We start from the raw sequence: 24,575 nt of genomic DNA, 5'->3' as shown, positions 1-24,575 counted from the left end.
CATTTTTTAGCGTATGTGGAATAAATTCCTATCTTGCTGTTCTATCAATCTAAACCAAATACGAGTAATCTAAAGTAACTATGAATTTTTTACAAGAAAATCTGATCTACACGATTCCCGCCCTTGGGCTGATCGGCATTCTGGTGATGCTGGCCAAAAGCGCGTGGGTATCAAAGCAGGATGCGGGCGATGAAAACATGCGCACATTAGCCGGCCACATTGCTGATGGCGCGATGGCCTTTCTACGGGCCGAGTGGAAGATACTCGGCTATTTTGTGGTTATAGCCGGCGCGCTCCTGGCTTATTCCGGAACCGTCCATGAAGTAAATGGCCGCGAGATCCATTCGAGCTGGATCATTTCCCTGGCATTTATTATTGGTGCTGTCTTTTCGGCTTTCGCCGGATACATCGGCATGAACGTCGCTACGAAAGCCAATGTAAGAACCACCCAGGCAGCCCGTTCAAGCTTAAAAAAAGCACTTAAAGTTTCTTTTACCGGCGGCACCGTCATGGGTCTGGGCGTAGCGGGTTTGGCGATCTTTGGTCTTGGCGGACTGTTCATCGTTTTTCTCTCCATATTTGCAGATTTGGGTCCGGACACTGTCAAAACCGCTATAGAGGTGTTAACCGGCTTTTCACTGGGTGCAGAGTCAATTGCCCTTTTCGCACGGGTCGGGGGCGGCATCTACACAAAGGCTGCCGATGTCGGTGCTGACCTGGTTGGTAAAGTTGAAGCTGGGATTCCTGAAGATGATGTACGTAACCCGGCAACTATTGCAGACAACGTGGGCGATAACGTGGGCGATGTAGCCGGTATGGGGGCAGACCTCTTTGGCTCATACGTGGCTACGGTACTGGCAACCATGGTCCTCGGACAGGAGATCGATGCAAGCAACGATGCTTTTGGCGGATTATCTCCCATCTTACTTCCTATGCTCATCAGCGGCCTGGGTATCGTTTTTTCCATTGTCGGCACCTGGTTCGTCACTATAAAAAACGAACAGTCTAATGTGCAGAGCGCATTGAACCTGGGCAACTGGTCATCGATTATCATCACCGGGATTGCCTCGTTTTTTATCGTCAGATGGATGCTGCCTGAAAATCTCGAACTGAGGGGGTACCAGTTTTCAAGCATGAATGTCTTTTATGCCATTGTTGTGGGCCTCATCGTTGGCGCCATTATGAGCATTGTTACAGAATATTACACCGCCATGGGCAAGGGACCGGTAGACTCAATCATTCAGCAGTCTTCTACCGGACATGCAACAAATATCATTGCCGGTCTTGCTGTGGGTATGAAATCAACTGTCGTTCCGATCCTTGTGCTCGCCGGGGGCATTATGGCGTCTTACTATTTTGCCGGCTTATACGGTGTAGCCATCGCGGCTGCAGGCATGATGGCCACCACGGCCATGCAACTGGCTATCGATGCCTTCGGGCCGATTGCCGATAACGCGGGCGGCATTGCTGAAATGAGCCAGCTGCCTCCTGAAGTAAGGGAGCGTACAGATAATCTTGATGCTGTCGGGAATACAACTGCTGCTACAGGCAAAGGTTTTGCCATTGCTTCTGCAGCCCTGACCTCCCTGGCCCTCTTCGCCGCGTTTGTGGGCATTGCAGGCATCACTGCCATAGATATATATAAAGCGCCGGTTCTTGCCGGGCTTTTTGTGGGCGGTATGATTCCGTTTATCTTTTCTGCTTTGTGCATTCAGGCTGTTGGCCGCGCAGCGATGGATATGGTTCAGGAGGTTCGCCGTCAGTTCAGGGAGATTCCCGGCATTATGGAATACAAAGCAAAACCGGAATATGAAAAATGTGTGGCCATATCTACCAAAGCCTCAATTCGTGAAATGCTGTTGCCGGGTGGTATTGCGCTGATTACACCGGTTGTAGTTGGTTTCATTTTCGGACCTGAAGTTCTAGGCGGCCTGCTTGCCGGCGTAACGGTCTCAGGGGTATTGATGGGCATCTTTCAAAGCAATGCTGGTGGTGCCTGGGATAACGCAAAAAAATCATTCGAAAAAGGTGTACAGATCAATGGGGAAATGCACTATAAAAAGTCTGAACCGCATAAGGCCTCTGTGACCGGCGATACCGTGGGCGATCCCTTCAAAGACACATCAGGTCCTTCAATGAACATCCTGATTAAACTGATGTCTATCGTATCCTTAGTTATTGCGCCTTACATTGCGGTATCCTCGCCTGAAGTTGCGACTGTAAAAAATGAAAGCTCTGGAGTGAAGTATAAAACGGAGGTCCCCAAAAGGAATACTGCCGCCTTACAGAAGCAAATCGCAGGCAAAAAAGTTGTAAAAGTGCAACAACCTTAAAACATAGCTTCGTAAAACACATGGAAAAAGGGATTTAGGATAAATCCCTTTTCTATTTAGATTATTTTTCTTTAGGTTTACGCCTTTCTATAACAAACTAACGTAATATTATCTTAACTAATCTATGTTTCATAAGAAATCGATAGAGCAGCTTCTGTTTGAAGCTGGTCAAAGTGGTGAGGGTACCCTGAAACGGTCACTTTCCAGCTGGAACCTTGTAGCATTGGGAATTGGCGCCATTATCGGCGCAGGGTTGTTTTCGCTAACTGGAATAGCAGCCGCAGAAAATGCGGGTCCTGCAGTAACCATCTCATTCGTACTTGCTGCTGTAGCCTGTGCCTTTGCAGGCTTGTGTTATGCTGAGTTCGCTTCAATGATCCCGGTAGCAGGAAGTGCCTATACATATTCTTATGCAACAATGGGCGAGTTTATGGCCTGGATCATTGGCTGGGACCTTGTACTTGAATACGCGCTGGGTGCGGCAACCGTGTCTGTAAGCTGGTCTCGTTATTTGCTGGAATTACTTCATAAGTACAACATTCACCTGCCTCATCAATTGATTGTCTCACCATGGGAAACCGTAAAACTCGGAGATGGAACACTCATTGAAGGCGGCGTTATTAACCTGCCCGCTATTTTTATCGTTTGTCTGCTTTCACTTGTCTTGATCCGCGGAACAAAAGAGTCTGCAACGATGAACAACCTGCTCGTTATTCTAAAGGTTGCGGTTGTACTGATCTTTATCGCCCTTGGTTGGAGCCACATCAACGAGGCCAACTATACACCTTACATTCCTGAAAATGTGGGTCCGGGTCAGTTTGGCTGGAGCGGTATTTCACGCGGAGCGGCTGTGGTATTTTTTGCCTTCATCGGTTTTGACGCCGTTTCAACTGCTGCGCAGGAAGCCAAAAACCCGCAAAAAGGTATGCCTATCGGTATCCTCGGATCGCTCGTCGTATGTACAATCCTGTACGTATTATTTGCGCACGTTATGACCGGTCTTGTAAACTATAAAGATTTTGCCGGCGATGCCAAGCCTGCCGCCACGGCATTCGCAGTAACAGGTTACGGTTTCCTTCAGGATGCGCTGATCGTAGCAATTCTTGCCGGTTATACTTCGGTTATCCTGGTTATGCTTATGGGACAATCACGCGTATTCTACACAATGTCTAAAGACGGTCTGTTGCCGAAATTCTTTAGCAAAGTGCACCCGAAATTCTCAACGCCATTCAAAACAAACCTGTTCTTTATGGTATTTGTAAGTTTGTTTGCCGGCTTTGTTCCGGTATCAGACCTTGGCCATATGGTTAGTATAGGTACCCTGCTGGCATTTGTTCTTGTTTGTATCGGCGTACTTGTTATGCGTAAATCGCTGCCAGATGCTGTCCGTCCTTTCCGCACGCCGCTGGTACCGTTTGTTCCGATCATGGGCATCCTTGTTTGCGTATACCTGATGGCATCTCTGCCTGGCGAAAGCTGGATCAGGCTGGTTATCTGGATGGCCCTTGGGGTAATCATCTACTTTGGCTATGGTCGTTACAACAGTAAGGTCCGCAACCTCAACGAAGCTGAGAAACTTGCCAATAAGAATTAGATTCAACAACAGAAATAAAGAAAACCACGTTCAAAAGACGTGGTTTTTTTGTGCCTGATGCGTCTCCGGCCCTTCCTTCACAGGCAAACAATTAATCACTATCTTTGCCAAAAAACGAGCTATGGAATTTAGTTTCAGTCAGATCCTGTCTGTAACCATGATCCTTTTTGCGATCATCGACATCCTCGGATCTATTCCGATCATCATCGAACTCAGACGCAAGGCAGGGCATATCGAATCTGAGAAAGCCTCCCTGGTCGCACTTGCACTAATGATCCTTTTCCTCTTCCTGGGCGAATCTCTGCTGCGCGTAATCGGTCTTGATGTGGCCTCGTTTGCCATAGCCGGGTCGATCGTGATATTCTGCATTGCACTTGAAATGGTTCTCGGCCTCACGATATTTAAAGAAGACGCGCCCGAAACGGTGTCAATCGTTCCACTTGCATTCCCGCTTATTGCCGGTGCAGGATCTATGACCACCTTGCTCTCGCTCAAAACTGAATATGCCACTCAGAATATTCTGGTCGGCATTGTACTCAATATGACCTTTGTTTATTTCGTTCTGAAAAATACGGCACGCCTCGAGCGCCTGTTTGGAAAGTCGGGATTAAATGTACTGAGAAAGACTTTCGGCGTAATTCTCCTGGCCATCGCCATTAAGCTTTTCCGGACGAATACCGGGCTGTAATTATCCGCCGGCAGGCTGTAACCTTTACATTCTGAATACGTCTCATTAGTATGAACAGCTTCGAAGAATATACTCTGATCATAGGCGTGCTGGCCATTGCCATTGAAGGTTTTCAGCGGCTTAAAAAAAAGTTTTCAGCCTGGTTTGGCCATCCCTCCTGACAACCGTTAATCTTCTGTGCTGCGCTGAAAGCTGTAAAAGAGGTATCCCAGAAACGGAAGGATCAGCACACTGCCCGCCAGTAAGGCAATACCCAGCGTCTGCATTGTTTTTTCCGGCGCCATATGCTCATATAATGACAGATCGCGCCCATTTTTCAGCCTGAGGAAGTACGGGAAATGCGCATAACTGATTGCCAGCAAAATCATGGTTACCTGAAAACCCGCCAGAATACGCAAAACTGTCGTTTTTCCGCGCAACAGCAGGTACCACAATGCAACCAGTGAAAGCGTTGCCGCAATGACCGCTGATAAGCCTACAGGGTTCTCGAATATCCAGGTGCGGAGCGGTACCTCGTCCTGTTCGGCAAAAATGAATACCACGCAGCCGCTCGCTACCGCAGCGAGATTCATTTGTTTGGCTTTTCTTATAAAGCGCTTCCGGTCCGCGTGGTCATCACTTTCGCCTATCAGGTAAATGGCCGCCAGGAAGCCGCACAGCGCTACGGTAAACAGACCGACTGAAACCGAAAAACCGTTCAGCCAGCCCCATATATAGGCGGATGCAAAATCTGTAGCGCCCGTATCAATGTGCCTTGAAATTACACTTCCGGCAATGATGCCGAGAAACAGCGGTGTTATAAAACTGCTGTACACAAAGATGCGGTTATATGTTTGCTGCATGCTGTCTTTTACCGCATCATAGTGCCTGAACACAAATGCAGTGCCGCGTGCAATGATTCCGATCAGCATGATGGCGAGAGGAATATGCAGGTAGACCGACATGGTGCTATAAATTACCGGAAACCCGACAAACAGGATGACCACAGCAATGATCAGCCACATATGATTGGCTTCCCATACCGGGCCGATTGCATGGTACATGGTCTTCCGCGTCTTACTGAGGTTTTTTCGGGAAGTAAGCAATTCAACAATACCGGCTCCGAAGTCAGCCCCGCCAAGCAGGAAATACAACAGGATCGACACGCACAGGAAGATAAGGACAACAGATTCCATTATGTAGTTTTATTGAGGTCAGGGTTGCTTGAATAAAGGACAGGCACCATTTTGATCTGCCGGTAAAGGAGAAAGATGACGATTAAACTCAAGGAAAGATAGATAGCTGAAAAGATGTAAAACGACCAGGCAATACCGGGCATCGGTGTAACGGCTTCTGATGTTCGCATAACGTTATAAATAATCCAGGGCTGTCTGCCTACTTCGGTAACCACCCAGCCAGCTTCGAGCGCAATGTAGCCCAGCGGAATGGCAAAAACGAACAGTTTAAGGAACCAGCCTCGTTCAAGCCAGCTTTTTTTTCTGATCAGCGCTATAAAATACAAGACAGAAACGGCCATCAGCAGCGTTCCTATGCCAACCATAACCTGGAAAGCATAATGTGTAATTGCCACGGGTGGCCTGTCGTTAGCGGGGAACTGATCAAGGCCTTTTACTTCAGCATTCCAGTCGCCATGAGCCATGAAGCTGAGCAGTCCCGGAATTTCGAGTTTTGCATTGACACGTTCGGTTTTGTCATCAGGTATTCCGCCAATGATCAGCGGTGCCCGGCGTTCCGTTTTGTACAGGGCCTCCATTGCTGCAAGTTTTGCCGGCTGCCTCTGTGCTACATCCTTGGCAGAAATATCGCCGCTTAACGGCTGCAGCATTGCAGCTACACAACCAAAGACAGCTGCGATACGAAAAGCTTTCGCATGAAAGACACGCTCCCGGTTGCGCAACAACATAAGCGCATGTACTCCGGCTACAGCAAAGCCGGTCGATGCAAACGCGGCCAGTGTCATGTGTAAAGCCTGACTAAACCAGGCCCGGTTAAACATCGCGGCCATGGGGTCTATGTTCAGGTATTTCCCGTTTACAAAGTCAAAGCCCGCCGGACTATTCATCCAGGCATTGGCTGCTACCACGAGTATACCCGAGGCAAGTCCGCTCATTCCGACCACGAGACCCGTAAACCAGTGGAACCAGCGATTCAGTTTTTGCCATCCGTACAGAAAAAACCCCAGCGCTATGGCTTCAATAAAAAAAGCCGTACCCTCAAGCGAAAATGGCATACCGAATATAGGTCCGGCGTGTTTCATAAACTCCGGCCACAACAATCCCAGTTCAAAAGACAAAACTGTCCCTGACACGGCACCCGTTGCAAAAAAAATCGCCACGCCTTTGCTCCATGCCTTTGTCAGATCCTTATAAACATCATTGCCCGTTCGCAGCCATTTGTAATGCGAAACAGCCATAAAGAATGGCATCACCATGCCGATGCATGCATAAATGATATGGAAACCCAGGGAAAGTGCCATCTGCGATCGCGCGGCGAGAAAATCATCCATATGCTAAGGATTTAAGACTGTAACAAATATACTGTACAAATCTCCTGCATCCGAAGCGATGACACATTGTACCAGGCCCATTATTAATTTAGAACCGTTCTAAAAAACATCATGTATATTCGGCTGTCCTTTTATACAGGAGATACACAATATGGAAAAAGAACTAAATGCCGAAATCTACAACCAGATTCTGGAATTGTCTGAAGTTGGGAATGCACTGGCAGATCAGGACGACTTCAGGGCCGCCCGTACAAAATTTGAAGAGGCGCTGGCGTTATTGCCTGAACCAAAAACGGATTGGGAAGCCGCATTGTGGTTATATGCGAGTATGGGCGATATGGACTTCCTGTCGGGTCGTTACACCGAAGCCGCTGAAGCGCTGAGCCGGGCCCTGAACTGCGAAGATGGCGCGACAAACCCTTTCGTTCGACTGCGGCTTGGACAGTCGCTCTTTGAACAGGGAATGCATGGAGAGGCTACCGAGCATTTATTGCGTGCCTATATGCTCGAAGGGTCAGAGATTTTTGAGTCAGAAGATCCGAAATACTTTCATTACCTGAAAACCAACGTAAAGGATATTAATTAACAGGTTCAGGCTTTAAAGCAAAAGCCACAGCTTGTGGCCGTGGCTTTCGTATAAGAACTTGTTACAGGTCTGCTCCCGGTACTGTGCCGGGTTCGTGGCTGTCGCCAAGTGGTTTATGCTTGCGGGTATGATCTGTTGAAAAATCAGACTGGTCCAGGGAGGCTATGCCTTCAGGATTTACAGATTTTTTGTCCTCGTTATTATCCTGCGTATCTTCCTGACCGCCGCCATTGTTCAGTCTTTCCTGGTCTTCGCTGCTGTTGTGCAGTCCTTCTGGATTTGTACTTGAATTCATGTTCTTTATCTTTTGGTTCATGATTGGACTCAAAAGAAAAACACATCAGTTCAGTAAATGTTTCAAAGATCTACGGCATCGCCCTTTGTGGCCTCAGGCATTTACATTTTGCCGTACAACCTGTTTCACCTTTTCAACAACGTAATCCAGCTCTTCTTTTGTATTGTACTTACTGAACGAAAAGCGAACCGAAGGCCGGTTTGGATCGGCGCCGATCCCTGTCAGCACATGCGAACCGATATTTGAGCCTGATGAACATGCGCTCCCGCCGGAGGCGCAGATTCCGTTAATGTCAAGATTAAACAGCAGCATATCGGCCATGTCCATTTCAGGAAACGACACATTCAAAACCGTGTACAAGCTTTTTTCAGGGTCAACTTCGCCGTTAAACGCTACCCCCGGAACTTCGGTCTGCAGGCGTTTCTTCAGATAGTCTTTTAATGATTGGATATATTGCTGATGACTATCCATTTCAGCGTAAGCAATCTCAAGCGCTTTGGCAAGGCCGACAATACCATAAACATTTTCCGTACCGCCGCGCATGTTACGTTCCTGTGCACCGCCGTAGATCATTGGCGGAATTTTTACTTTATTGCTGACGTATAGAAAGCCAACCCCCTTAGGCCCGTGAAGTTTATGCGCTGCGCAAACCAGGAAATGAGCTTTAAGCTTTTTTACGTCATGTGCGTAGTGCCCCATCGTTTGCACCGTATCTGCATGATAGATAGCGTTATAGGTCTCGCATAATTCGCCCACCCGCTCCATATCGGTAAGCGTTCCCAACTCGTTGTTCGCATGCATTAATGATACGAAAGAACGTTCGTTGTCTTGCAGCAGCTGTTCAAGATGTGCGTAGTCAACATTGCCTTTTTCATCGATATTGACGAAACTGAGTTTGTCGATCACGCCATCGCGCAGCAGGTTATGAAGGGTCTGCTCAACGGCATGGTGTTCGATCCTGGAGGTAATTGCATGGCGGATGCCATACGCGGCGATACCACAACGAATTGCCATATTATCGGCCTCCGTACCACCTGAGGTGAAAAATATCTCGGCGGGTGCCGCGTTCAGGATGCCGGCAACTGTTTTTCTCGCTTTTTCGACAAGCGTACGTACCTCGCGGCCAAGCGCATGTATTGCTGAAGGATTTCCGAAGAAATTCTCCATCACATTTGTCATTTCAGCAATAACTTCTTTGTCCAGCGGTGTCGTTGCCGCATTGTCAAGGTAAACCCTTTGCATGTTCCCGAATTTAATAAGTTAGTAAGCCTGCCCTTGTCATGGCTGACAGGACAGACATTTTGCGGCTTTCACCGTAAGGCAGATCAGCTTTGACAACTATCTGGTACCGAGTACTTCCTTGATATCTGCAATAATCTTGGATGCCAGGTTTTCAGCAATAGTTTCATTTTCTGCCTCGCTGTAGATCCTGATAATCGGTTCGGTGTTTGACCGACGCAAATGTACCCATTTTTTATCAAATTCGATTTTCAGTCCGTCGATCGTGCTGTGCGGCTGGGCTTTGTATTTTTCACGAACGCTGGCGAGCAAACCGTCGATATCCATATCATCGGTAAGGGTGATTTTATTTTTTGAGATATGGTATGCAGGATAGCTGTTACGCAGTACCGAAATCGGCTTACCGAAACGCGCCAGGTGCGTAAGGAACAGCGCGATACCTACCAAAGCATCGCGGCCATAGTGCAGTTCAGGGTAAATAATACCTCCATTGCCTTCGCCACCGATAATTGCCTGAACAGCCTTCATCTGGTTAACTACATTCACTTCTCCAACCGCTGCCGCGTGATATTCCTGTCCGGCGGCCTCCGTTACATCGCGCAAAGCGCGGGTAGACGAAAGGTTAGACACGGTATTGCCCGGGGTGTGTTTCAGAATAAAGTCTGCAACGGCTACCAGGGTATATTCTTCGCCAAACATGCTGCCGTCTTCGTTCACAAAACACAAACGGTCAACATCGGGATCTACAACAATGCCGAGGTGAGCGTTGCGCTTTTGAACCTCTTTCGAGATTTCTGTAAGATTTTCAGGAAGCGGTTCAGGGTTATGAGGAAAATGTCCGTTTGGCTCGCAATAAAGCTCAGTAATCTCCTGCACACCGAGCGCGCGCAGCAGGGCCGGTACATAGATACCCCCCGTTGAATTCACGCAGTCAATTACCACGCGAAATCCTGCATTGCGAATGGCCTCAGCGTCTACCAGCGGAAGCGCCAGCACTTTGTCAATATGTTTTTGCAGGTAACTGTCATCTTGTTTGATCTGGCCAAGCTCATTTACATCTGCGAACTCAAAATCTGATTTTTCAGCCATGTCAAGTACCTCTTTGCCATCGGCATCGCTGATAAACTCCCCCTTTTCATTCAGCAGTTTGAGGGCATTCCATTGTTTGGGATTATGGCTGGCCGTAAGAATGATTCCGCCTCCGGCCGCTTCGTCAGGAACGGCTATTTCTACGGTCGGCGTTGTAGAAAGGCCGAGATCAATCACTTCTATGCCCAGCCCCTGGAGCGTGCCGAGAACAAGATGGTTGACCATTTGTCCGGAGATGCGGGCGTCACGGCCTACAACGATTTTTTTCTTACCGCTTTTGGCAACGACCCAAGCGCCGAATGCTGCTGTAAATTTTACGATATCGATTGGTGTAAGGCCTGATCCGGCGGCGCCGCCAATGGTTCCGCGAATGCCGGAAATAGATTTGATAAGTGTCAAAGGTCTACGAATTTGGGTGAGCGTCAAAAATAAAAAATTACTTTCGAAGCACCGGTGATTTGCCCGCTTTTATTCGTTCGAAAGCGAAAATCTAATCACCCGACAAGGATTAGCGCCCCGGGGAAGGGTTCAAAGTAGTATATTTGCGCCTCAAAATTGATCTGTTTATGCAGCGAAAGTGGTTTCAATATTGGTTCAATTCACCCTTCTACCACATCCTATACCACCAGCGGGATGATGCTGAAGCCGAATTCCTGATCGACAACCTGATTGCCAGCTTACGGCCCCGCGCCGATGACCGCATTCTGGACATTGCCTGCGGAAGGGGCCGCCACGCCGTGTACCTCAATAAAAAGGGTTTTGATGTCACAGGCATAGACCTGTCAGAGCAGAATATAAAGTACGCGAGGCAGTTCGAGAACCGCTCCCTGCATTTCTTTGTTCATGACATGCGAAAGCTGCATTATATAAATTATTATGATCTCGCGCTAAATCTGTTTACCAGTTTCGGGTATTTCGAAACGGAACTTCAGCACGTAAACGCCCTCAAATCATTCCGGAAGTCGCTCCGCGAAGATGGGACGCTGGTTATCGATTATTTTAATACACAAAAAATTCTGCGTAATCTTACACATATGGATACCAGAATTGCGGAAGGTATTGAGTTCCATATAAAAAAATTTGTTCAGGACGGTAAGATCATCAAACACATTAACTTCGAGCACCGGAACAAGACCTATGCATTCGAAGAGCGTGTTCAGGCATTTATGCCCGAAGATTTTGAACGTATGTTTGAAAAAAGCGGTTTGAGAATTACAAATACATTTGGTGATTATGCGCTTAACCCGTTCCAGGAAACGGTTTCAGACCGCCTGATCTTTATCTGTAAAAAGGCATGATTGAGAGCATACAGCAGTTTGACGCCGACTTGTTCCTGAAGATACACCGGGGCTGGAGCAATGACTTTCTGGACTTTTTCTTTCCGCTGGTGCGCAACCGGTATTTCTGGGCTCCGCTCTACCTGTTTATCATCATTTTCTTCATAAAAGAATACAAAAAAACGGGTTATTACCTGCTGGGAATTTTCCTACTTACCTTTGGCCTGGGCGACCTGACGGCATCGCGCCTCATCAAACCCTTTGTGGCAAGGCTTCGGCCCTGCAATGAACCAACACTTGCCCTCGACATTATTCACCGGGTGCCCTGCGGCAGCGGCTACAGTTTTCCGTCTGCTCATGCCACCAACCATTTTGCACTGGCTGTGTTTATTATCTGTGTTTTCTATCCTAAATGGAAGCCCATTCTGCCCATCGGGCTGGCTTGGGCAATCATGATCAGCCTGGCTCAGATTTATGTCGGGGTACACTATCCGGTTGATGTGATGACCGGCACATTGCTTGGCTGCAGCATCGGTTTGCTTACGGCGAGGCTGTTTAAAACATTGAAACCTGAGTTCTGATGGAGATCTGGAAATTTCTGATCCTGTTTTTCAGCGCCTTTCTGGGCGGAATTGCGATCTTTTTGGTCAAGAGCGACAAGTCGGCTTTGTTAAAGCTGATCCTTTCATTCAGCGGGGCTTACCTGTTTGCCATTACCGTTCTGCACCTGATTCCCGAGGCCTACAGCGGTACAGATTCTGAAGAGATCGGCATCTTTATTCTTATTGGCTTTCTTTTCCAGGTTTTGCTTGAACAATTTTCGCAAGGGGTTGAACATGGGCACATTCACCGGCATCATGACCATGACCGGCAGTTCCCATGGGGAATCATGCTTAGTCTTTGTCTGCATGCATTCCTTGAGGGGATGCCGCTTGCACGCGACAGGCAGAATGAGCTGATCTTTGGCATATCTCTTCACCACATTCCTGCAGCATTTGCCCTGGCGAGTATCCTCCTCCAGAACAAGTTTCGTGGTGGCCTTCTGTTGCTCTGCGTAGGTGTATTCGCTATTATGGCACCTCTTGGTTATTATGTAAGCCTTGGGCTGAGCAACGGCACCATCGGTGGTGTTGAATCATACTTCAACAAGATCATGGGCATTGTGATCGGCATTTTTCTGCATATTTCTACAACCATCCTGTTCGAATCAAGTATGGATCATAAAGTCAATAAGCGTAAGATGATCGCCGTTTTGCTCGGTATCGGGATTGCGGTTGCCGGAACTTATCTTTAAGCCTTCCGGTTTAATTTATCGAGCAGATGGTTCAGGCCTTTCGCCTGGTCAAGTGTAAGTTTTCGTGCAATAAAAGTTGACAAGTCCACCTGCTGGTCAATGGCCTCGAGGAGTTTCAGACCTGACTCATTGATGCTGATGTCTACCGTACGGCGGTCCGAATTACCAGGTTCCCTGACTACAAATTTTTTCTGCAACAGACGGTCAATGATGCGGGAAATATCGCTCATCTTGTCAACCATCTTCTGTTTAATCAGACTGATCGTGGCTGCACCGGGGTATTGCCCCCTCAGTATTCGCAATACATTAAATTGCTGGGTGGTAATCTGGAAATCCTTTAGCCGTTCGCGCATTTCAAGATTACACCGGTTAGCTGCATACAGAAGATTGATTAAAGCCTTGTCGCACTCCAGGCGCAAGGCGCTTGTTGCTTGTTCATTGATTGACCTCATAAAACATCATTTTGTCCTGGTTCGACCGGATTTTGGCCTTCCATAGTTCCAGGGGCAGTGAAGGCATTTGTTTTTGCAGCAGTAACCGCGCTTCAGATGATATTCTTTCGTAAACACCATCAAACCAGCTTCGTTAAAATAAAAGTCTTTCCCCTCTTCCATTATTCCAGAATCTTAACGAACAGCGAGCCTGCAAAAAATTCCTTCAGATCTGCCCCGTCCCCATGTAAGGTCCAAACTTCTTTTGGCGATACCGTTTTTATCAATAAGATAATACCTTGCCAATCTGAATGGTCAGACAAAAATAATTTAATTCCACCTTTACTTTGCAGCGCTTCCCAGCCGCTTGCAAACGCCCTGACAAAATTCAGGTCAAAGCTATAACTCTTGAAAGATAAAGGGGTTACGAGATAAACAATGTCTTTCTCGCCGCGCTTTGCAATTTTTGTGTTGTAAGGTTCCCATTTCCATGGTCCTTTGCCAAAGCTTTCATAGATTTTCATAAAGGGTGCAATGCCCGAATGAACAAGTATCCTTTTTTCCGGACAGTACGTATTTAGCAGATGAACCAGACGCTGGCTTTTACCCAGGGCATATGCGCCCAACAGAATAGGATGCTGCGTTTCAGACAAGCGCCTTATCTCCGCCTCTGGCTGTGGATGCGTCAACCCCTTTCGCGCAAATGTGGATTCTGTGATCAATACATCGGCCTGAACAGCTTCAAGGCGTTCACAGGTTGCATCTTCCTGCGTTTTGAAGTCGCCGGTATAGAGGTACCGGATCCCCTCAAATTCCATCAGTATCATGGCCGAACCAAGCATATGTCCGGCAGGCAGCAGTGTTACGCGAACCTTGCCGATCATAAACGGCTCGCCATACATCCTGCAGGAAAAACTACCCGCCGCCATCGGGCCGTAACGGTGCTGCATGAACGCCCTTGTGGCCGAGGTACAAAACACCTGTCCGTTACCGGGAATGGCATGATCTGCATGCGCATGTGATATGATGGCAATACGAGCGGGCTGGCGGGCATCGAGATAAAAATCGCCGTAACGGCAATACAGGCCGGCCCTGGTCGATACAATAAAATCCTGCAAAATCATGAACCCGGCTCAGTAAATTGCCTGTGTAAGCGCATAACCTGAGGAATGAGGGCTGCATCTTCCTGGTTTGTGATGAGGTAGTCGGCCATTTTTTCCTTGGTTTCATCATCGAATTGCCGGGCTATTCTTTGAAGGACCGCATCGCGGCTAGCGCCGTCGCGCTCCATAACGCGTCCGATTCTTAGCTCAAGCGGAGCAGTAACAAGGACATTCCGATCGCACATACGGTAGGAGCCGCTTTCGAAAAGCAGCGCCGCTTCCTTGAGTATGTATGGCGCCCGCCGGTCGACCGCTGCTACCCACACATCAAAGGCGCGGAACACCGCGGGATGAACAAGGGCGTTCAGTCTTGCCAGTTGTTCGTCATCGTTGAAAACGATACCTGCTATGTGCTGATTATCAAGCGATCCATCTGCACGGTAGCTGTGCTTACCGAACGCTTCCCTGACTCCTGCCATCAGGATCGGGTCGGTAGTCATCAGCGCTTTCGCCTGGCTGTCAGCATAAAAAACGGGGATGCCCAGTACTTCAAAAATTTTGCACACGGTTGTCTTACCGCTTCCTATGCCTCCGGTTATTCCTATTTTCAGCATCAGCGTTCGATAATAAAGTCTACCTTTTCCGGACTCACGGAGATCAGTTTGCAGTAATCAGGAAAACGTGACATACGCACCCGCAGCTGCTTATGGTGTTGAAGGCTCCATTCGTTCAGGTCTGCCTGCGCCTCCATCATGTCCTCGTTGATATCGTCATAATCGCTCAGAGACACCATAAATTTTACCCTGACCTTCCGGGGAAATACAGAAAGATCAAGAAACCGTGGATTGTTAACGATCTTGAGGGGCACACTGACTTCTTTTTCGGTAAACTCATCAACCGGGATCTTAACCTCGGCCGTAGTCGGAAAAATGTTGATGTTCTTTTTCTTTTTTTCCTCCATCGGAATGCGTGCCATGCTGGTATGCTGTATCTTTTCAAGAAACAGCGTATCAGTACGCCATTCGCGGATGCCGGCTATCTCCTCCTGCGGTCCAGATATGGTTACATATTTCGGGATCACTTCAATGGGTCCTGATACATCATATTGTTTCACGAACTTCAGGTCAGATACAAGTTTCACCGGTACCCGTTTAACGGTCCGCTTCGAAAAATCAAAATAAAGCGTATCGGGTTTAATGCTGACTATTTTCTGTGAGGTTTCCAGCTGTTTATTGATGTTGTACAATTGGTCGCTGAACACGACGAAATTCCTGATGTTCAGCGAATTCAGACTAACGGCGATAGACTGCGGGTTGATGCGGAGCCTGGCAAACACAAGCTGCCAGCCGGTTCCCTCAACCTGAAGGTCTACCGTGTCTGACTGGAGGGGATGAAATGCCTTATTCTGCGGGAAATTTTTGTAGACCAGGACAGTTTTTGCCGTATAAACATATTTGTTTTTAAGCGCAAGAAATATCCAGCCCGATAGGGCCAGCAGCAAACACAACAGGAAGGTCAGGAAACGCCTTCTTTCAACTTTAGTGAGTTTGATGATGGGCATGCAGATACGTGCTGTTAGTTCATTTCAAATGTAACAAAGATCGTGTCAAGGTCAAAGCCACAAACAAAAGCGGGATGCCATGGGCATCCCGACAAGTCTTCAATATGTACAATCTGCACTAAGCTTTTGGCTGCGCGGCTTTAGTCGCATCAAGTGATACGGCTGTCTTATCGAAGCGGATCTTCGTGCCACCTTCAACCTCAAGCAGAAAGGTAGTTTCGTTCATATCAACGATGCGGCCATGAATACCTGCAGTAGTGACGACCTTATCGCCCTTTTTCAGATCGCCGATCATTTTTTTATGCTCTTTGGCTTTTCTTACCTGTGGCCGGATCATGAAAAAATAAAAAACGACCATGATCAGGACCATAGGAACGATCATTCCAAGTCCGCCGCCCTGAGCCTGTAATAAAATTGCTGCTGTCATTAACGCTGTATTTAATTAAATTTTAGTTTGCTTTTACTTCACCCACCAGGTGCACAACCGACATTGTCGGATTAGCATTTGAGGTAATAGTGATTCCCTTATCCTGTACACCTTCTTTTCCATTGCTGTCAAATACGACTTTGATTACGCCTTCTGCACCAGGTTTGATCGGCTCTTTAGGCGGCTCTGGTACTGTACAGCCGCAACTAGCAGAGGCATTGCTGATAATGAGCGGTGTTTTACCGGTATTCCTGAATTTGAAGTCATGCTGAACCTTCTCGCCCTGTTTGATTGTTCCGAAATCGTAGGTTTCGCGCTCCCAGGTAATTACAGGCGCATCTTTATCAGGTACGGCAGCCGCATGATCTGCGCCGTTATTTGATACCGCAGCTGTTTCAGACTGGGCTGTTTCATTTTTCTGGTTGCTTTGGCAGGAAGCGAGGGCGCCGGCCATCAGCACGGCAAAAAAGATTCTTTTCATGTGTTTTAATCAGTTAGTCTTCAATCAAACCCCTTCCCGACTTCTTAATGCTGTTGGTGCGCTTAAGGTCGGCAAGAATTTTATCTAAAATACCGTTTATGAATGAATTACTTTTCGGCGTACTGTAATCTTTTGATAAATCAAGGTATTCATTGATGGTTACCTTTACAGGAATCGAGGGAAAATTAAGCAGTTCACAAATCGCCATTTTCATCAGGATGGTATCTACAATGGCAATACGCTCCGATTCCCAGTTCTTGGTACGCTCGGCAATCAGTTCATTGTATTTAGCTTCGTTCTGCAGTGTATATACAAAAAGATCACGAACAAATTTGCTGTCTTCTTCCCAATCCTGGCTTATCACCGTCAGTTTATTCTTGAACGGGTCATCGAACGTAAAGTTCTTGAGCGTTTTGGCTACCATTCCTTTCATCACCTCATGGTCTACAGGCCAGTTGATAAATTTATCTTCAAATACCTGAACGATATTTGGATTTTTTAAGATGATTTTCCGGAAGAGGAATTTGATAATGTCTTTTGAGGATTCAAGGTCATCATTTGAATCGGCGAGATAAGCGGCGTATTCTGCCGATTTCTTCAGCTCAGAAAAGGCTGTTTTTGTGATCTCGGGATCAAAGCCCCAGTCTATTTTATATTTTTTTACCGCCGATGCAAACTCAGGATTTTGCTTGAGCAGGTTTGCGAATTTATTATGCAGCAGTTTAAGATTAGGATTGAGATCTTCTGCGCTGGGCAGAAATTTGTTGGCCCTTTCAGCGGCGTCATTGCTGGTATATTCAGTAACGTCGAGGATGAGCGACAGCATCCAGATGTACATTTCATAAACGCTGTCGATGCTTTGCATCAGTACTTTTTCGAAAGAACGGATGTCTTTCTTACTGTCCATTTGCCATGCAAAGATAGTTTGCAGCGCTTTGATTCTGAGGTGTCTTCTGTTTAACATGAAAAGAACGATTCGGTTAAAAAACCTGTTATTTAAATTTTTACTAATAAGACGATTTTATTTTTTTGATCGATGCGATGCGTTGTTCAGCGATCCGGTTTGCAGCTTCAAGCGTAGGGATGTTTTCTTTTTTAGACATCCGCAGCACATCACGCGTAGCGTCAAAAATGTGCTCAGTAAGCTGGATAGTCCGTTTTTTTCCTAAACCTGTAAGCTCCGAATAACAGCTGATCAGGCCGCCGGCATTGATCAGGTAATCGGGCGCAAAAACCACACCTTTTTCCAGTAATGCACGGCCGTGTTTCTCATCATCTGCAAGCTGGTTGTTTGCTGAACCGGCAATAACGGCAAATTTCATCTTATCGATGGTCTTGTCGTTAATCGTTGCACCGAGTGCGCATGGCGCATATACATCTGCCTCAATACCGAAAATCTTGTCTGCATCAATTGGCTTCGCCTTGTACTTTGAGGCTACATGCATGGTCAGGTCTTTATTGATGTCACTGATCAGCACAACTGCATTCTCTTTTCGCAGAAGCGAAACAAGGTGCTCCCCTACTTTGCCAAGTCCCTGCACAACGACAGTTTTTCCGGCCAGCATATCTGATCCGTAAACCTCCTTAAGCGAGGCTTTGATACCGTAATAAACACCTTGTGCAGAAAAAGGCGCAGGATCTCCCGCACCGCCCAGCGACTCAGGAACACCGGTTACATACTGCGTTTCCATGCGAATGTATTCCATGTCGCGTGCAGTAGTTCCAAGTTCTTCGGCAGTGATGTACTCGCCGTTGAGGTTTTTGATGAAGCGCCCGTAACTACGCATCAGCGCTTCTGATTTGTCCTTACGTGAATCGCCGATAATTACGCCCTTGCCACCGCCAAGATTCAGACCGGTGATGGCCGACTTGTAAGTCATACGTTTGGAAAGCCGCAGCACATCTTCCAGCGCTTCAGCCTCAGACGAATAATTGTACATGCGCGTACCGCCAAGTGCCGGACCCAGAGTTGTGTCGTGAATGGCAATGATTGCTTTCAATCCTGAATCTGAATCATTGCAAAAAACAACCTTTTTGTGGCCGGATGCACTCAACTGATCCAATACGGAAGGGCTTTGTTCGGGCATATGGATGTATTGATTAACGCTGGGCCAAAAATAGATAAAAAAACCATTATTTACACTCCCGTAACTAAATCACCAAAAAATTTGCACGTTATTTTGGGTAGATTTGCAGGGTATGAAACACCTTCGTTATCTCAACAAATACTTTTACAAATACAAGTGGTGGATTATACCCGGTGTCTTTTTTGTCACCATATCAAACATCTTTGGCGTTGTGCCTGCGCAGGTCATTGGCTTTGCGTTCGATCTGATCACTGAAAACCTTGTTATCTACAGACTGTTTGCAGGGTTTGAACGGCAGCAGATCATGTATGATATCTTCAGCGCCGGCCTGCTCTATTTTGGTGCCGTCGTTCTTGCACTTTACCTGCTGCGCGGGCTGTTCATGTTTTTTATGCGCCAGACACTGATTCTCATGTCCAGGCATATTGAATTTGACATGAAAAACGAGATCTACACGCATTACCAGGAGTTAAGCCTCGGTTTTTACAGGCGGAATAATACAGGCGACCTGATGAACAGGGCAACTGAAGACGTAAACCGTGTTCGCATGTATGTTGGTCCCGCCATTATGTATGCGCTGAATACAGCCGTTCAGGTTGTGCTTATCGTCTACGCCATGTTTAACGTAAATTCAACCCTGGCCCTCTACAGCCTCGCGCCCTTACCTGTACTCGTGGTAACCATTTATTACGTCAATACGGGCATTCATGATAAAAGTGAAAAGATTCAGCAGCGACTGTCATCCCTCTCGGCATTTGTACAGGAACGGCTGTCAGGGATCAGGGTAATCAAATCATACGTACGCGAATCGCAGACGCGCGATGCTTTTGCCGTGCAGAGCGAAGATTACAAAGCCGAATCGATGAAACTTGTCAGGTTGCAGGCATTGTTTTACCCAACCATGCTCCTGCTGGTAGGCTTGAGCACGATTCTGACCGTTTATATAGGTGGCCTGCAAGTAATTAACGGATCGATCAGTGCGGGGAATATTGCCGAATTTATTGTGTATGTCAACCAGCTTACATTCCCGGTGACCATGCTTGGATGGGTTACGACACTCATTCAGCGCGCAGCAGCCTCGCAGAAACGCATCAATGAGTTTTTGCAGCTCCGCCCAGATATTACCAGCGGAAACGTGGCAACCGGAACAATAGCCGGCGCAATTGAACTCAAAGATGTCAGCTTCACTTATCCGGACACCGGCATCACAGCGCTGAGCAACATCAACCTTGCAATTAAGCCAGGGCAGTTTGTTGCGGTCATCGGACGCACCGGTTCCGGAAAATCGACCCTGGCAAACCTGATCATGCGGATGTACGACGCAAATTCAGGCAGTGTTGAAATTGATGGCATTGATGTAAAACAACGGGACCTGCAGCATTTCCGGGACCAGATCGGTTTTGTTCCGCAAGAAGTTTTTCTTTTCTCAGACACCATCAGCAATAATATTGCCTTTGGACTTGATAACCTGGACCATAACGCCGTGAGCGAAGCAGCCCGGAATGCAGCGGTGTACGAAAACATCATCGGATTCGAACAGGGATTTGAGACCATGCTCGGAGAACGCGGCATCACCTTATCGGGCGGTCAGAAGCAACGGGTTTCAATTGCCCGGGCATTGATCAAGGAACCGAAAATTCTCATCTTCGACGATTGCCTTTCGGCCGTTGACACCAAAACCGAGGAGGAAATTCTGAGCAATCTTGGCAGGCTGATGAAGGGAAAAACAACCCTGCTGATTGCCCATCGTATTTCGACAATTAAGAACGCAGATCTGATACTCGTACTTGAAGAAGGACGGGTAAAAGAGCAGGGAACCCATGCCGAATTGCTTTCACTTAATGGCAGTTACGCAGAAATGCACGCCAACCAGTTGCTTGAAGAAGAGGAGAACAAAATGAAATAAATTTCTATTTTGAAGTTTCAGAATTTGCTTTATATTTACCGCAACCAAAAACCAAGAACAATACCAATCATGGGAGAATACGACAACAAAGAGCGAGAAGAGGTTTTTTCTAAAAAAGTAAGAGCGGGGAAAAGAACTTATTTTTTCGACGTGAAGGCAACCCGCGCGGGCGACTATTACCTGACAATTACTGAAAGCAAGAAAAGACCGGAAGATGGAGTGTTTGTCAAGCACAAGATCTTTTTGTACAAAGAGGATTTTGAAAAGTTCTCCGAAGGTTTGAATGACACGGTCGACTATATCAAATCTCATCAGGATGTCGTTGAAAAACGATATGAGTTTTCGGAACATGCAGAGCATGCTTCACCAAGACCAGTTGAAGACGATTTTTCTTTTTAAGTGATATTTAATTGATGAAAACCTCCGTTATGCGGAGGTTTTTTTTTGGCCTCCTCTTGTCGGGGCTACAGGTCACAGACACCTTTAAGACCGGAAAAACCGGCTAAAATACAGCAACTGGTATCCCACGGCATTGCTCCAGTATTCCCAGTTATGAACGCCGGGCCTGATAATGAAATCATGGTTAATGTTCAAGTAATCCAATTTTTCATGTAAGGCTACGTTCACATCATAAAAAAAGTCGCCTTTACCGCAGTCTATAATCAACGCCAGCTTACCCGGAGTTAACAGATGCAGCTGTTCAATTACGCTGTTGGCTGCCCACCGTTCAGGAAATTCTGCTTTTGGCCCCAGGCGCCTGGCCAGGTCCCAGTTGTTCGGAAAAGGCCTGATATCTACGCCCCCGCTCATGCTTCCGGCGGCGCCGAATACCTCCTGATGTTTAATCGCAAGATAGAGCGCACCATGCCCGCCCATACTTAATCCGGTGATAGCCCTGGCCCTGCGGTCTGCTATGGTCTTGTAGTTTTTATCTATCCATTGAACGAGTTCTGTTGAGACATACGTTTCGTAACGCCATTTTTTATCTACCGGGCTGTCAAAATACCAGCTGCCTATGTTGCCGTCAGGACAAACGATAATCAGCTTATGCCTGTCTGCCTCATTTTGTATAGCCGGGAACTTTTTGACCCAGCCATCGTAACGGTCGCCATAACCATGCAAAAGATAAACAACGGGATAGGTCTTGCTGCCATCATAACCTTCGGGCAATACAACGACAGCCTTAATGTCTTTTTTCATGGAAGCACTGTGCGTAATAACAGTATCAACCTTTGCGGCCAGGACTGGTAAAACAGGGAAAGCCAGCAGCACGACAAAAGATACGAAATAGAAAAATCTGAGCTTCATACAGGATCTAATTTACCGAAGTTAAGGAAAACGGTTGATCGGCTGCCTCTGTGCCACGGGTTTTATTTGGGGTATTACTCATTTTAAACTCAAGGATACCACCGTTTATGATGTCTTCATAGCTGATCCAGTTGCGGCTGTATTCTTTACCATTTAACCGGGCAGACTCAATATACACGTTCTCTTTGCTGTTGTTCTGTGCATCAATTGTAAACGTTTTTCCGTTTTCCAGCTGAATGCTGGCTTTCTGAAACACCGGACTGCCGATTACATACTGATCGGTTCCCGGGCAAACGCTGTACAGGCCAAGCGCACTCAGCACATACCATGATGACATCTGCCCCTGATCTTCATCGCCAGGATAACCTTTTTCGGTGGCGTTATAAAGCTTGTTCATAATGGTGCGCACACGCTCCTGCGTTTTCCAGGGTGCCCGTGCATAATTGTACAGGTAGGCCACATGCTGAACCGGTTGATTGCCATGCGCATACTGCCCCATATTGGCCAGTGCCATTTCTTTCATTTCATGAATTTCCTTACCATATGTACCAACCTTAAAGTCAGATGCACGGGTAAAGAAGGTATCGAGTTTTGCCACAAATTTTTCGTCGCCGCCAATCAGATTCTTCAACCCCTGAATATCATGGAAAACAGACCAGGTATATTGCCAGCTGTTACCTTCCGTAAAAGGGCCTCCCCACTCTACAGGATCGAAGTTTTCCTGCCAGGCGCCGTTTATTTTCCGGCCGCGCATAAAACCTGCAGCGCTGTCGAACACCTGCTTGTAGTTATACATCTGCCTGGCAAAGACCGATTCGTAGTACGTATTGCCAGACATCCGTGCCAGGTTCCAGGCACAAAAATCGTCATAGGCATATTCCAGCGTCTTTGCAGTAGCCTCAGGGATCTCCGGATAGGTAATATAACCCAGGGTGAAATATTCCTTCCAACCCTCGCGGCCGTTCGAACCGCCAAAGGGCCCTTTATTGGTAGCTTCATGATAATATGCGGCCAGCGCCTTGCTGGCATCAAAATCCCTGATTCCTTTTGCCCAGGCGTCTGCCAGCAGTGAGATTGCGTGGTTGCCAAGCATGACGCCAGACATACCGGGATTTGACCAGGTTGGCAGCCAACCCGATTCCTCCTGTGCAGCAAGCAATGATTTCATATGCCGGCCCTGCATTTCAGGATGCAAAATATTGCTGAGCGGAAACTGTGCGCGGAAGGTGTCCCAGAATCCATTATCCGTAAACATATAGCCCGGGCGCACCTTTCCATCATATGGGCTGTAATAAACAGGTTTGCCGCTCTTATCAAGATCATAGAATTTGCGTGAGAAAAGATTGGCGCGGAACAGGCAGGAATAAAACGTTGCGAGTTCCTGTTCAGACCCGCCGGAAACAGCTACACGTCCCAATAATTTGTTCCAGGTTGCAGCCGCAGAATCGCGCGTATCTTCAAAGTTCGCCGCTTTGCCCAGTTCGCGGTCGAGGTTAGTCTGCGCCTGGTCAAGACTGATGTATGATGATGATACCTTTACCTGTACCACCGCTCCTTTTTTAAATTTGATAAAAGCTCCGGCCCCCGGCCCCATGGCAAATGATTTTGCCGGAACCATGGTATTCTTGCGGTTCTCCCAGGTGCCATATCCGGTGAAAGGCTGATCGAACGAGATAACGAAATAACTTTTAAAATTTTTGGGAACAAACCGCCCGTTGTCTACATAACCGACAATCTTTCTGGCTGTGGGCAAAATCGTAATATCACAATTTTTAAGAAATCCGTCTAATACCAGGTACGCATCCTGCTCTGCAGGGAAACTGAATTTCATATGCGCTCCGCGTTCAACGGGCGAAAGCTCGGCTTTAATGCCGTTATCAAAATCGACTTTATAATAATATGGTTTTGCGATCTCATTTTCGTGCTTAAAGGCGAGTGCCCGGTCATCCTCATCAACAACAAGTTTACCGGCGCTGGGCATGAGCGAGAAAACCGCATAGTCGTTCATCCAGGGGCTGCACTGGTGTGTCTGCTGAAAACCCCGGATGGTTTTTGCCTTGTACTGGTATTTCCATCCATCTCCATTCTTACCTGTCTGCGGAGAAAAGAAATGTACGCCGAAGGGCAGGCCGACGGTAGGATAAGTATTGCCGTATGACAATGCAGGCTCAGAGTCGGTACCCTGCAGGGTATTGACATAGTCGACAGGTTGTTTGTCCTGAGCCAGTGAAGAGCAAAAACAGACTAAGCCCAACAGAGCCAGATACAAATTTTTATTCATCGTGTTTCATTTGTGTGTAACCGTAATCAAATTTAGTAATTTGTTCAGGGGAGCCAAAAAATTGACGACCTTGCGGTCAAAGCGCAAAC

At 47.2% G+C, this 24,575-nt stretch carries 25 protein-coding genes; 9 read left to right on the top strand and 16 right to left on the bottom strand.

Annotation, left to right across the window (positions count from 1 at the left end; all coding sequences use genetic code 11):
* Nucleotides 1–80 precede the first annotated feature (80 nt).
* The 3 genes from EJV45_RS14595 to EJV45_RS14585 all read left to right on the top strand — a co-directional run bounded on the left by EJV45_RS14595 (nucleotide 81) and on the right by EJV45_RS14585 (nucleotide 4,615).
* The gene (locus EJV45_RS14595; protein WP_129716625.1) at nucleotides 81–2,333 is read left to right on the top strand and encodes a sodium-translocating pyrophosphatase; all 2,253 of its coding nucleotides are present in this window, start codon (nucleotides 81–83) and stop codon (nucleotides 2,331–2,333) included.
* Between the two features lie 124 nt (nucleotides 2,334–2,457).
* Nucleotides 2,458–3,927 (top strand): amino acid permease, encoded by a 1,470-nt coding sequence (locus tag EJV45_RS14590; RefSeq protein WP_129716623.1) that lies wholly within the window; start codon nucleotides 2,458–2,460, stop codon nucleotides 3,925–3,927.
* 121 nt (nucleotides 3,928–4,048) lie between these two features.
* Nucleotides 4,049–4,615 (top strand): MarC family protein, encoded by a 567-nt coding sequence (locus EJV45_RS14585; protein ID WP_129716621.1) that lies wholly within the window; start codon nucleotides 4,049–4,051, stop codon nucleotides 4,613–4,615.
* A gap of 167 nt (nucleotides 4,616–4,782) precedes the next feature.
* Here EJV45_RS14585 and EJV45_RS14580 read toward each other — a convergent pair whose 3' ends face one another.
* Complete coding sequence (locus EJV45_RS14580) at nucleotides 4,783–5,790, bottom strand: cytochrome d ubiquinol oxidase subunit II (RefSeq protein ID WP_129716619.1); 1,008 nt, start codon at nucleotides 5,788–5,790, stop codon at nucleotides 4,783–4,785.
* Nucleotides 5,790–7,121 carry a cytochrome ubiquinol oxidase subunit I gene (locus tag EJV45_RS14575; RefSeq protein WP_129716617.1) on the bottom strand — a complete coding sequence of 444 codons (1,332 nt, stop codon included), beginning with the start codon at nucleotides 7,119–7,121 and terminating at the stop codon, nucleotides 5,790–5,792. Before EJV45_RS14575 ends, EJV45_RS14580 begins: the two co-directional genes overlap by 1 nt.
* A gap of 151 nt (nucleotides 7,122–7,272) precedes the next feature.
* Here EJV45_RS14575 and EJV45_RS14570 point away from each other — a divergent pair, with 151 nt between their 5' ends.
* Nucleotides 7,273–7,707, top strand: a complete 435-nt coding sequence (locus EJV45_RS14570) for a tetratricopeptide repeat protein (protein ID WP_129716615.1) — start codon at nucleotides 7,273–7,275, stop codon at nucleotides 7,705–7,707.
* Between the two features lie 61 nt (nucleotides 7,708–7,768).
* On the opposite strand, the gene EJV45_RS14565 is transcribed toward EJV45_RS14570, so the two are convergent.
* From EJV45_RS14565 to glmM, 3 genes are all read right to left on the bottom strand, one after another.
* On the bottom strand, nucleotides 7,769–8,002 hold the full coding sequence (locus EJV45_RS14565) for a hypothetical protein (protein ID WP_129716613.1): 234 nt from the start codon (nucleotides 8,000–8,002) through the stop codon (nucleotides 7,769–7,771).
* 93 nt (nucleotides 8,003–8,095) lie between these two features.
* Nucleotides 8,096–9,244 (bottom strand): cysteine desulfurase family protein, encoded by a 1,149-nt coding sequence (locus EJV45_RS14560; RefSeq protein WP_129716611.1) that lies wholly within the window; start codon nucleotides 9,242–9,244, stop codon nucleotides 8,096–8,098.
* 96 nt (nucleotides 9,245–9,340) lie between these two features.
* Nucleotides 9,341–10,729 (bottom strand): phosphoglucosamine mutase, encoded by a 1,389-nt coding sequence (glmM, locus tag EJV45_RS14555; protein WP_129716609.1) that lies wholly within the window; start codon nucleotides 10,727–10,729, stop codon nucleotides 9,341–9,343.
* A gap of 167 nt (nucleotides 10,730–10,896) precedes the next feature.
* On the opposite strand from glmM, the gene EJV45_RS14550 reads away from it, so the two are divergent.
* The 3 genes from EJV45_RS14550 to EJV45_RS14540 are packed head-to-tail and all read left to right on the top strand — an operon-like array spanning nucleotide 10,897 to nucleotide 12,901.
* Entirely contained in the window at nucleotides 10,897–11,628 is a 732-nt protein-coding gene (locus tag EJV45_RS14550; protein ID WP_129716607.1) for a bifunctional 2-polyprenyl-6-hydroxyphenol methylase/3-demethylubiquinol 3-O-methyltransferase UbiG, read from the top strand.
* Nucleotides 11,625–12,188, top strand: coding sequence for a phosphatase PAP2 family protein (locus tag EJV45_RS14545; protein WP_129716605.1), 564 nt, complete (start codon nucleotides 11,625–11,627; stop codon nucleotides 12,186–12,188). The genes EJV45_RS14550 and EJV45_RS14545 overlap by 4 nt, the downstream gene beginning before the upstream one ends.
* Nucleotides 12,188–12,901 carry a ZIP family metal transporter gene (locus EJV45_RS14540; protein ID WP_129716603.1) on the top strand — a complete coding sequence of 238 codons (714 nt, stop codon included), beginning with the start codon at nucleotides 12,188–12,190 and terminating at the stop codon, nucleotides 12,899–12,901. Before EJV45_RS14545 ends, EJV45_RS14540 begins: the two co-directional genes overlap by 1 nt.
* On the opposite strand, the gene EJV45_RS14535 is transcribed toward EJV45_RS14540, so the two are convergent.
* The 9 genes from EJV45_RS14535 to EJV45_RS14500 form a co-directional block, all read right to left on the bottom strand.
* Nucleotides 12,898–13,353: a MarR family winged helix-turn-helix transcriptional regulator gene (locus tag EJV45_RS14535; RefSeq protein WP_129716601.1), complete on the bottom strand. Its 456-nt coding sequence runs from the start codon at nucleotides 13,351–13,353 to the stop codon at nucleotides 12,898–12,900. The two genes, EJV45_RS14540 and EJV45_RS14535, sit on opposite strands and share 4 nt — an antisense overlap.
* Before the next feature lie 6 nt (nucleotides 13,354–13,359).
* Entirely contained in the window at nucleotides 13,360–13,515 is a 156-nt protein-coding gene (locus EJV45_RS19510; RefSeq protein WP_165305066.1) for a DUF5522 domain-containing protein, read from the bottom strand.
* On the bottom strand, nucleotides 13,515–14,456 hold the full coding sequence (locus EJV45_RS14530) for an MBL fold metallo-hydrolase (protein WP_129716599.1): 942 nt from the start codon (nucleotides 14,454–14,456) through the stop codon (nucleotides 13,515–13,517). The genes EJV45_RS19510 and EJV45_RS14530 overlap by 1 nt, the downstream gene beginning before the upstream one ends.
* The gene (gene coaE / locus EJV45_RS14525; RefSeq protein ID WP_129716597.1) at nucleotides 14,453–15,049 is read right to left on the bottom strand and encodes a dephospho-CoA kinase; all 597 of its coding nucleotides are present in this window, start codon (nucleotides 15,047–15,049) and stop codon (nucleotides 14,453–14,455) included. Before coaE ends, EJV45_RS14530 begins: the two co-directional genes overlap by 4 nt.
* The gene (locus EJV45_RS14520) at nucleotides 15,049–15,996 is read right to left on the bottom strand and encodes a YbbR-like domain-containing protein (RefSeq protein ID WP_129716595.1); all 948 of its coding nucleotides are present in this window, start codon (nucleotides 15,994–15,996) and stop codon (nucleotides 15,049–15,051) included. Before EJV45_RS14520 ends, coaE begins: the two co-directional genes overlap by 1 nt.
* 118 nt (nucleotides 15,997–16,114) lie before the next feature.
* The gene (gene yajC, locus EJV45_RS14515; protein ID WP_129716593.1) at nucleotides 16,115–16,423 is read right to left on the bottom strand and encodes a preprotein translocase subunit YajC; all 309 of its coding nucleotides are present in this window, start codon (nucleotides 16,421–16,423) and stop codon (nucleotides 16,115–16,117) included.
* A 22-nt stretch (nucleotides 16,424–16,445) separates the two neighbouring features.
* Entirely contained in the window at nucleotides 16,446–16,904 is a 459-nt protein-coding gene (locus tag EJV45_RS14510) for a DUF1573 domain-containing protein (protein ID WP_129716591.1), read from the bottom strand.
* A 13-nt stretch (nucleotides 16,905–16,917) separates the two neighbouring features.
* The gene (gene nusB / locus EJV45_RS14505) at nucleotides 16,918–17,868 is read right to left on the bottom strand and encodes a transcription antitermination factor NusB (protein WP_129716589.1); all 951 of its coding nucleotides are present in this window, start codon (nucleotides 17,866–17,868) and stop codon (nucleotides 16,918–16,920) included.
* Nucleotides 17,869–17,911: 43 nt separating this feature from the next.
* Nucleotides 17,912–18,991: a Glu/Leu/Phe/Val dehydrogenase gene (locus EJV45_RS14500; RefSeq protein ID WP_129716587.1), complete on the bottom strand. Its 1,080-nt coding sequence runs from the start codon at nucleotides 18,989–18,991 to the stop codon at nucleotides 17,912–17,914.
* A gap of 112 nt (nucleotides 18,992–19,103) precedes the next feature.
* Here EJV45_RS14500 and EJV45_RS14495 point away from each other — a divergent pair, with 112 nt between their 5' ends.
* Together EJV45_RS14495 and EJV45_RS14490 are read left to right on the top strand one after the other, a co-directional pair.
* Nucleotides 19,104–20,897, top strand: a complete 1,794-nt coding sequence (locus EJV45_RS14495) for an ABC transporter ATP-binding protein (RefSeq protein WP_129716585.1) — start codon at nucleotides 19,104–19,106, stop codon at nucleotides 20,895–20,897.
* Between the two features lie 69 nt (nucleotides 20,898–20,966).
* Entirely contained in the window at nucleotides 20,967–21,296 is a 330-nt protein-coding gene (locus EJV45_RS14490; protein ID WP_129716583.1) for a DUF3276 family protein, read from the top strand.
* 84 nt (nucleotides 21,297–21,380) lie between these two features.
* Here the strand turns inward: EJV45_RS14490 and EJV45_RS14485 are convergent, their stop codons facing one another.
* Nucleotides 21,381–22,205 carry an alpha/beta hydrolase family protein gene (locus EJV45_RS14485; RefSeq protein WP_129716581.1) on the bottom strand — a complete coding sequence of 275 codons (825 nt, stop codon included), beginning with the start codon at nucleotides 22,203–22,205 and terminating at the stop codon, nucleotides 21,381–21,383.
* A 7-nt stretch (nucleotides 22,206–22,212) separates the two neighbouring features.
* On the bottom strand, nucleotides 22,213–24,486 hold the full coding sequence (locus EJV45_RS14480; protein WP_129716579.1) for a GH92 family glycosyl hydrolase: 2,274 nt from the start codon (nucleotides 24,484–24,486) through the stop codon (nucleotides 22,213–22,215).
* Between the last annotated feature and the right edge of the window lie 89 nt (nucleotides 24,487–24,575).

Source organism: Pedobacter sp. SYP-B3415, assembly GCF_004138205.1.
In the GTDB taxonomy this organism is placed as follows: Bacteria; Bacteroidota; Bacteroidia; order Sphingobacteriales; family Sphingobacteriaceae; genus Pedobacter.
Note: the sequence above shows the minus strand (reverse complement) of the source record. Positions and strands in the feature narration are given on the sequence as shown.

What these genes read in the sequence shown, in the direction of transcription:
- EJV45_RS14540 (WP_129716603.1), top strand. Translation starts at nt 12,188, where the DNA reads ATGGAGATCTGGAAATTTCTGATCCTGTTTTTCAGCGCCTTTCTGGGC.
- EJV45_RS14490 (WP_129716583.1), top strand. Translation starts at nt 20,967, where the DNA reads ATGGGAGAATACGACAACAAAGAGCGAGAAGAGGTTTTTTCTAAAAAA.
- EJV45_RS14520 (WP_129716595.1), bottom strand. Translation starts at nt 15,996, where the DNA reads ATGCCCATCATCAAACTCACTAAAGTTGAAAGAAGGCGTTTCCTGACC.
- EJV45_RS14485 (WP_129716581.1), bottom strand. Translation starts at nt 22,205, where the DNA reads ATGAAGCTCAGATTTTTCTATTTCGTATCTTTTGTCGTGCTGCTGGCT.
- EJV45_RS14595 (WP_129716625.1), top strand. Translation starts at nt 81, where the DNA reads ATGAATTTTTTACAAGAAAATCTGATCTACACGATTCCCGCCCTTGGG.
- EJV45_RS14545 (WP_129716605.1), top strand. Translation starts at nt 11,625, where the DNA reads ATGATTGAGAGCATACAGCAGTTTGACGCCGACTTGTTCCTGAAGATA.
- EJV45_RS14530 (WP_129716599.1), bottom strand. Translation starts at nt 14,456, where the DNA reads ATGATTTTGCAGGATTTTATTGTATCGACCAGGGCCGGCCTGTATTGC.
- EJV45_RS19510 (WP_165305066.1), bottom strand. Translation starts at nt 13,515, where the DNA reads ATGGAAGAGGGGAAAGACTTTTATTTTAACGAAGCTGGTTTGATGGTG.
- EJV45_RS14550 (WP_129716607.1), top strand. Translation starts at nt 10,897, where the DNA reads ATGCAGCGAAAGTGGTTTCAATATTGGTTCAATTCACCCTTCTACCAC.
- EJV45_RS14495 (WP_129716585.1), top strand. Translation starts at nt 19,104, where the DNA reads ATGAAACACCTTCGTTATCTCAACAAATACTTTTACAAATACAAGTGG.
- EJV45_RS14510 (WP_129716591.1), bottom strand. Translation starts at nt 16,904, where the DNA reads ATGAAAAGAATCTTTTTTGCCGTGCTGATGGCCGGCGCCCTCGCTTCC.
- EJV45_RS14565 (WP_129716613.1), bottom strand. Translation starts at nt 8,002, where the DNA reads ATGAATTCAAGTACAAATCCAGAAGGACTGCACAACAGCAGCGAAGAC.
- coaE (WP_129716597.1), bottom strand. Translation starts at nt 15,049, where the DNA reads ATGCTGAAAATAGGAATAACCGGAGGCATAGGAAGCGGTAAGACAACC.
- EJV45_RS14560 (WP_129716611.1), bottom strand. Translation starts at nt 9,244, where the DNA reads ATGCAAAGGGTTTACCTTGACAATGCGGCAACGACACCGCTGGACAAA.
- EJV45_RS14590 (WP_129716623.1), top strand. Translation starts at nt 2,458, where the DNA reads ATGTTTCATAAGAAATCGATAGAGCAGCTTCTGTTTGAAGCTGGTCAA.
- yajC (WP_129716593.1), bottom strand. Translation starts at nt 16,423, where the DNA reads ATGACAGCAGCAATTTTATTACAGGCTCAGGGCGGCGGACTTGGAATG.
- EJV45_RS14500 (WP_129716587.1), bottom strand. Translation starts at nt 18,991, where the DNA reads ATGCCCGAACAAAGCCCTTCCGTATTGGATCAGTTGAGTGCATCCGGC.
- EJV45_RS14575 (WP_129716617.1), bottom strand. Translation starts at nt 7,121, where the DNA reads ATGGATGATTTTCTCGCCGCGCGATCGCAGATGGCACTTTCCCTGGGT.
- EJV45_RS14570 (WP_129716615.1), top strand. Translation starts at nt 7,273, where the DNA reads ATGGAAAAAGAACTAAATGCCGAAATCTACAACCAGATTCTGGAATTG.
- EJV45_RS14580 (WP_129716619.1), bottom strand. Translation starts at nt 5,790, where the DNA reads ATGGAATCTGTTGTCCTTATCTTCCTGTGCGTGTCGATCCTGTTGTAT.
- nusB (WP_129716589.1), bottom strand. Translation starts at nt 17,868, where the DNA reads ATGTTAAACAGAAGACACCTCAGAATCAAAGCGCTGCAAACTATCTTT.
- EJV45_RS14535 (WP_129716601.1), bottom strand. Translation starts at nt 13,353, where the DNA reads ATGAGGTCAATCAATGAACAAGCAACAAGCGCCTTGCGCCTGGAGTGC.
- EJV45_RS14585 (WP_129716621.1), top strand. Translation starts at nt 4,049, where the DNA reads ATGGAATTTAGTTTCAGTCAGATCCTGTCTGTAACCATGATCCTTTTT.
- EJV45_RS14480 (WP_129716579.1), bottom strand. Translation starts at nt 24,486, where the DNA reads ATGAATAAAAATTTGTATCTGGCTCTGTTGGGCTTAGTCTGTTTTTGC.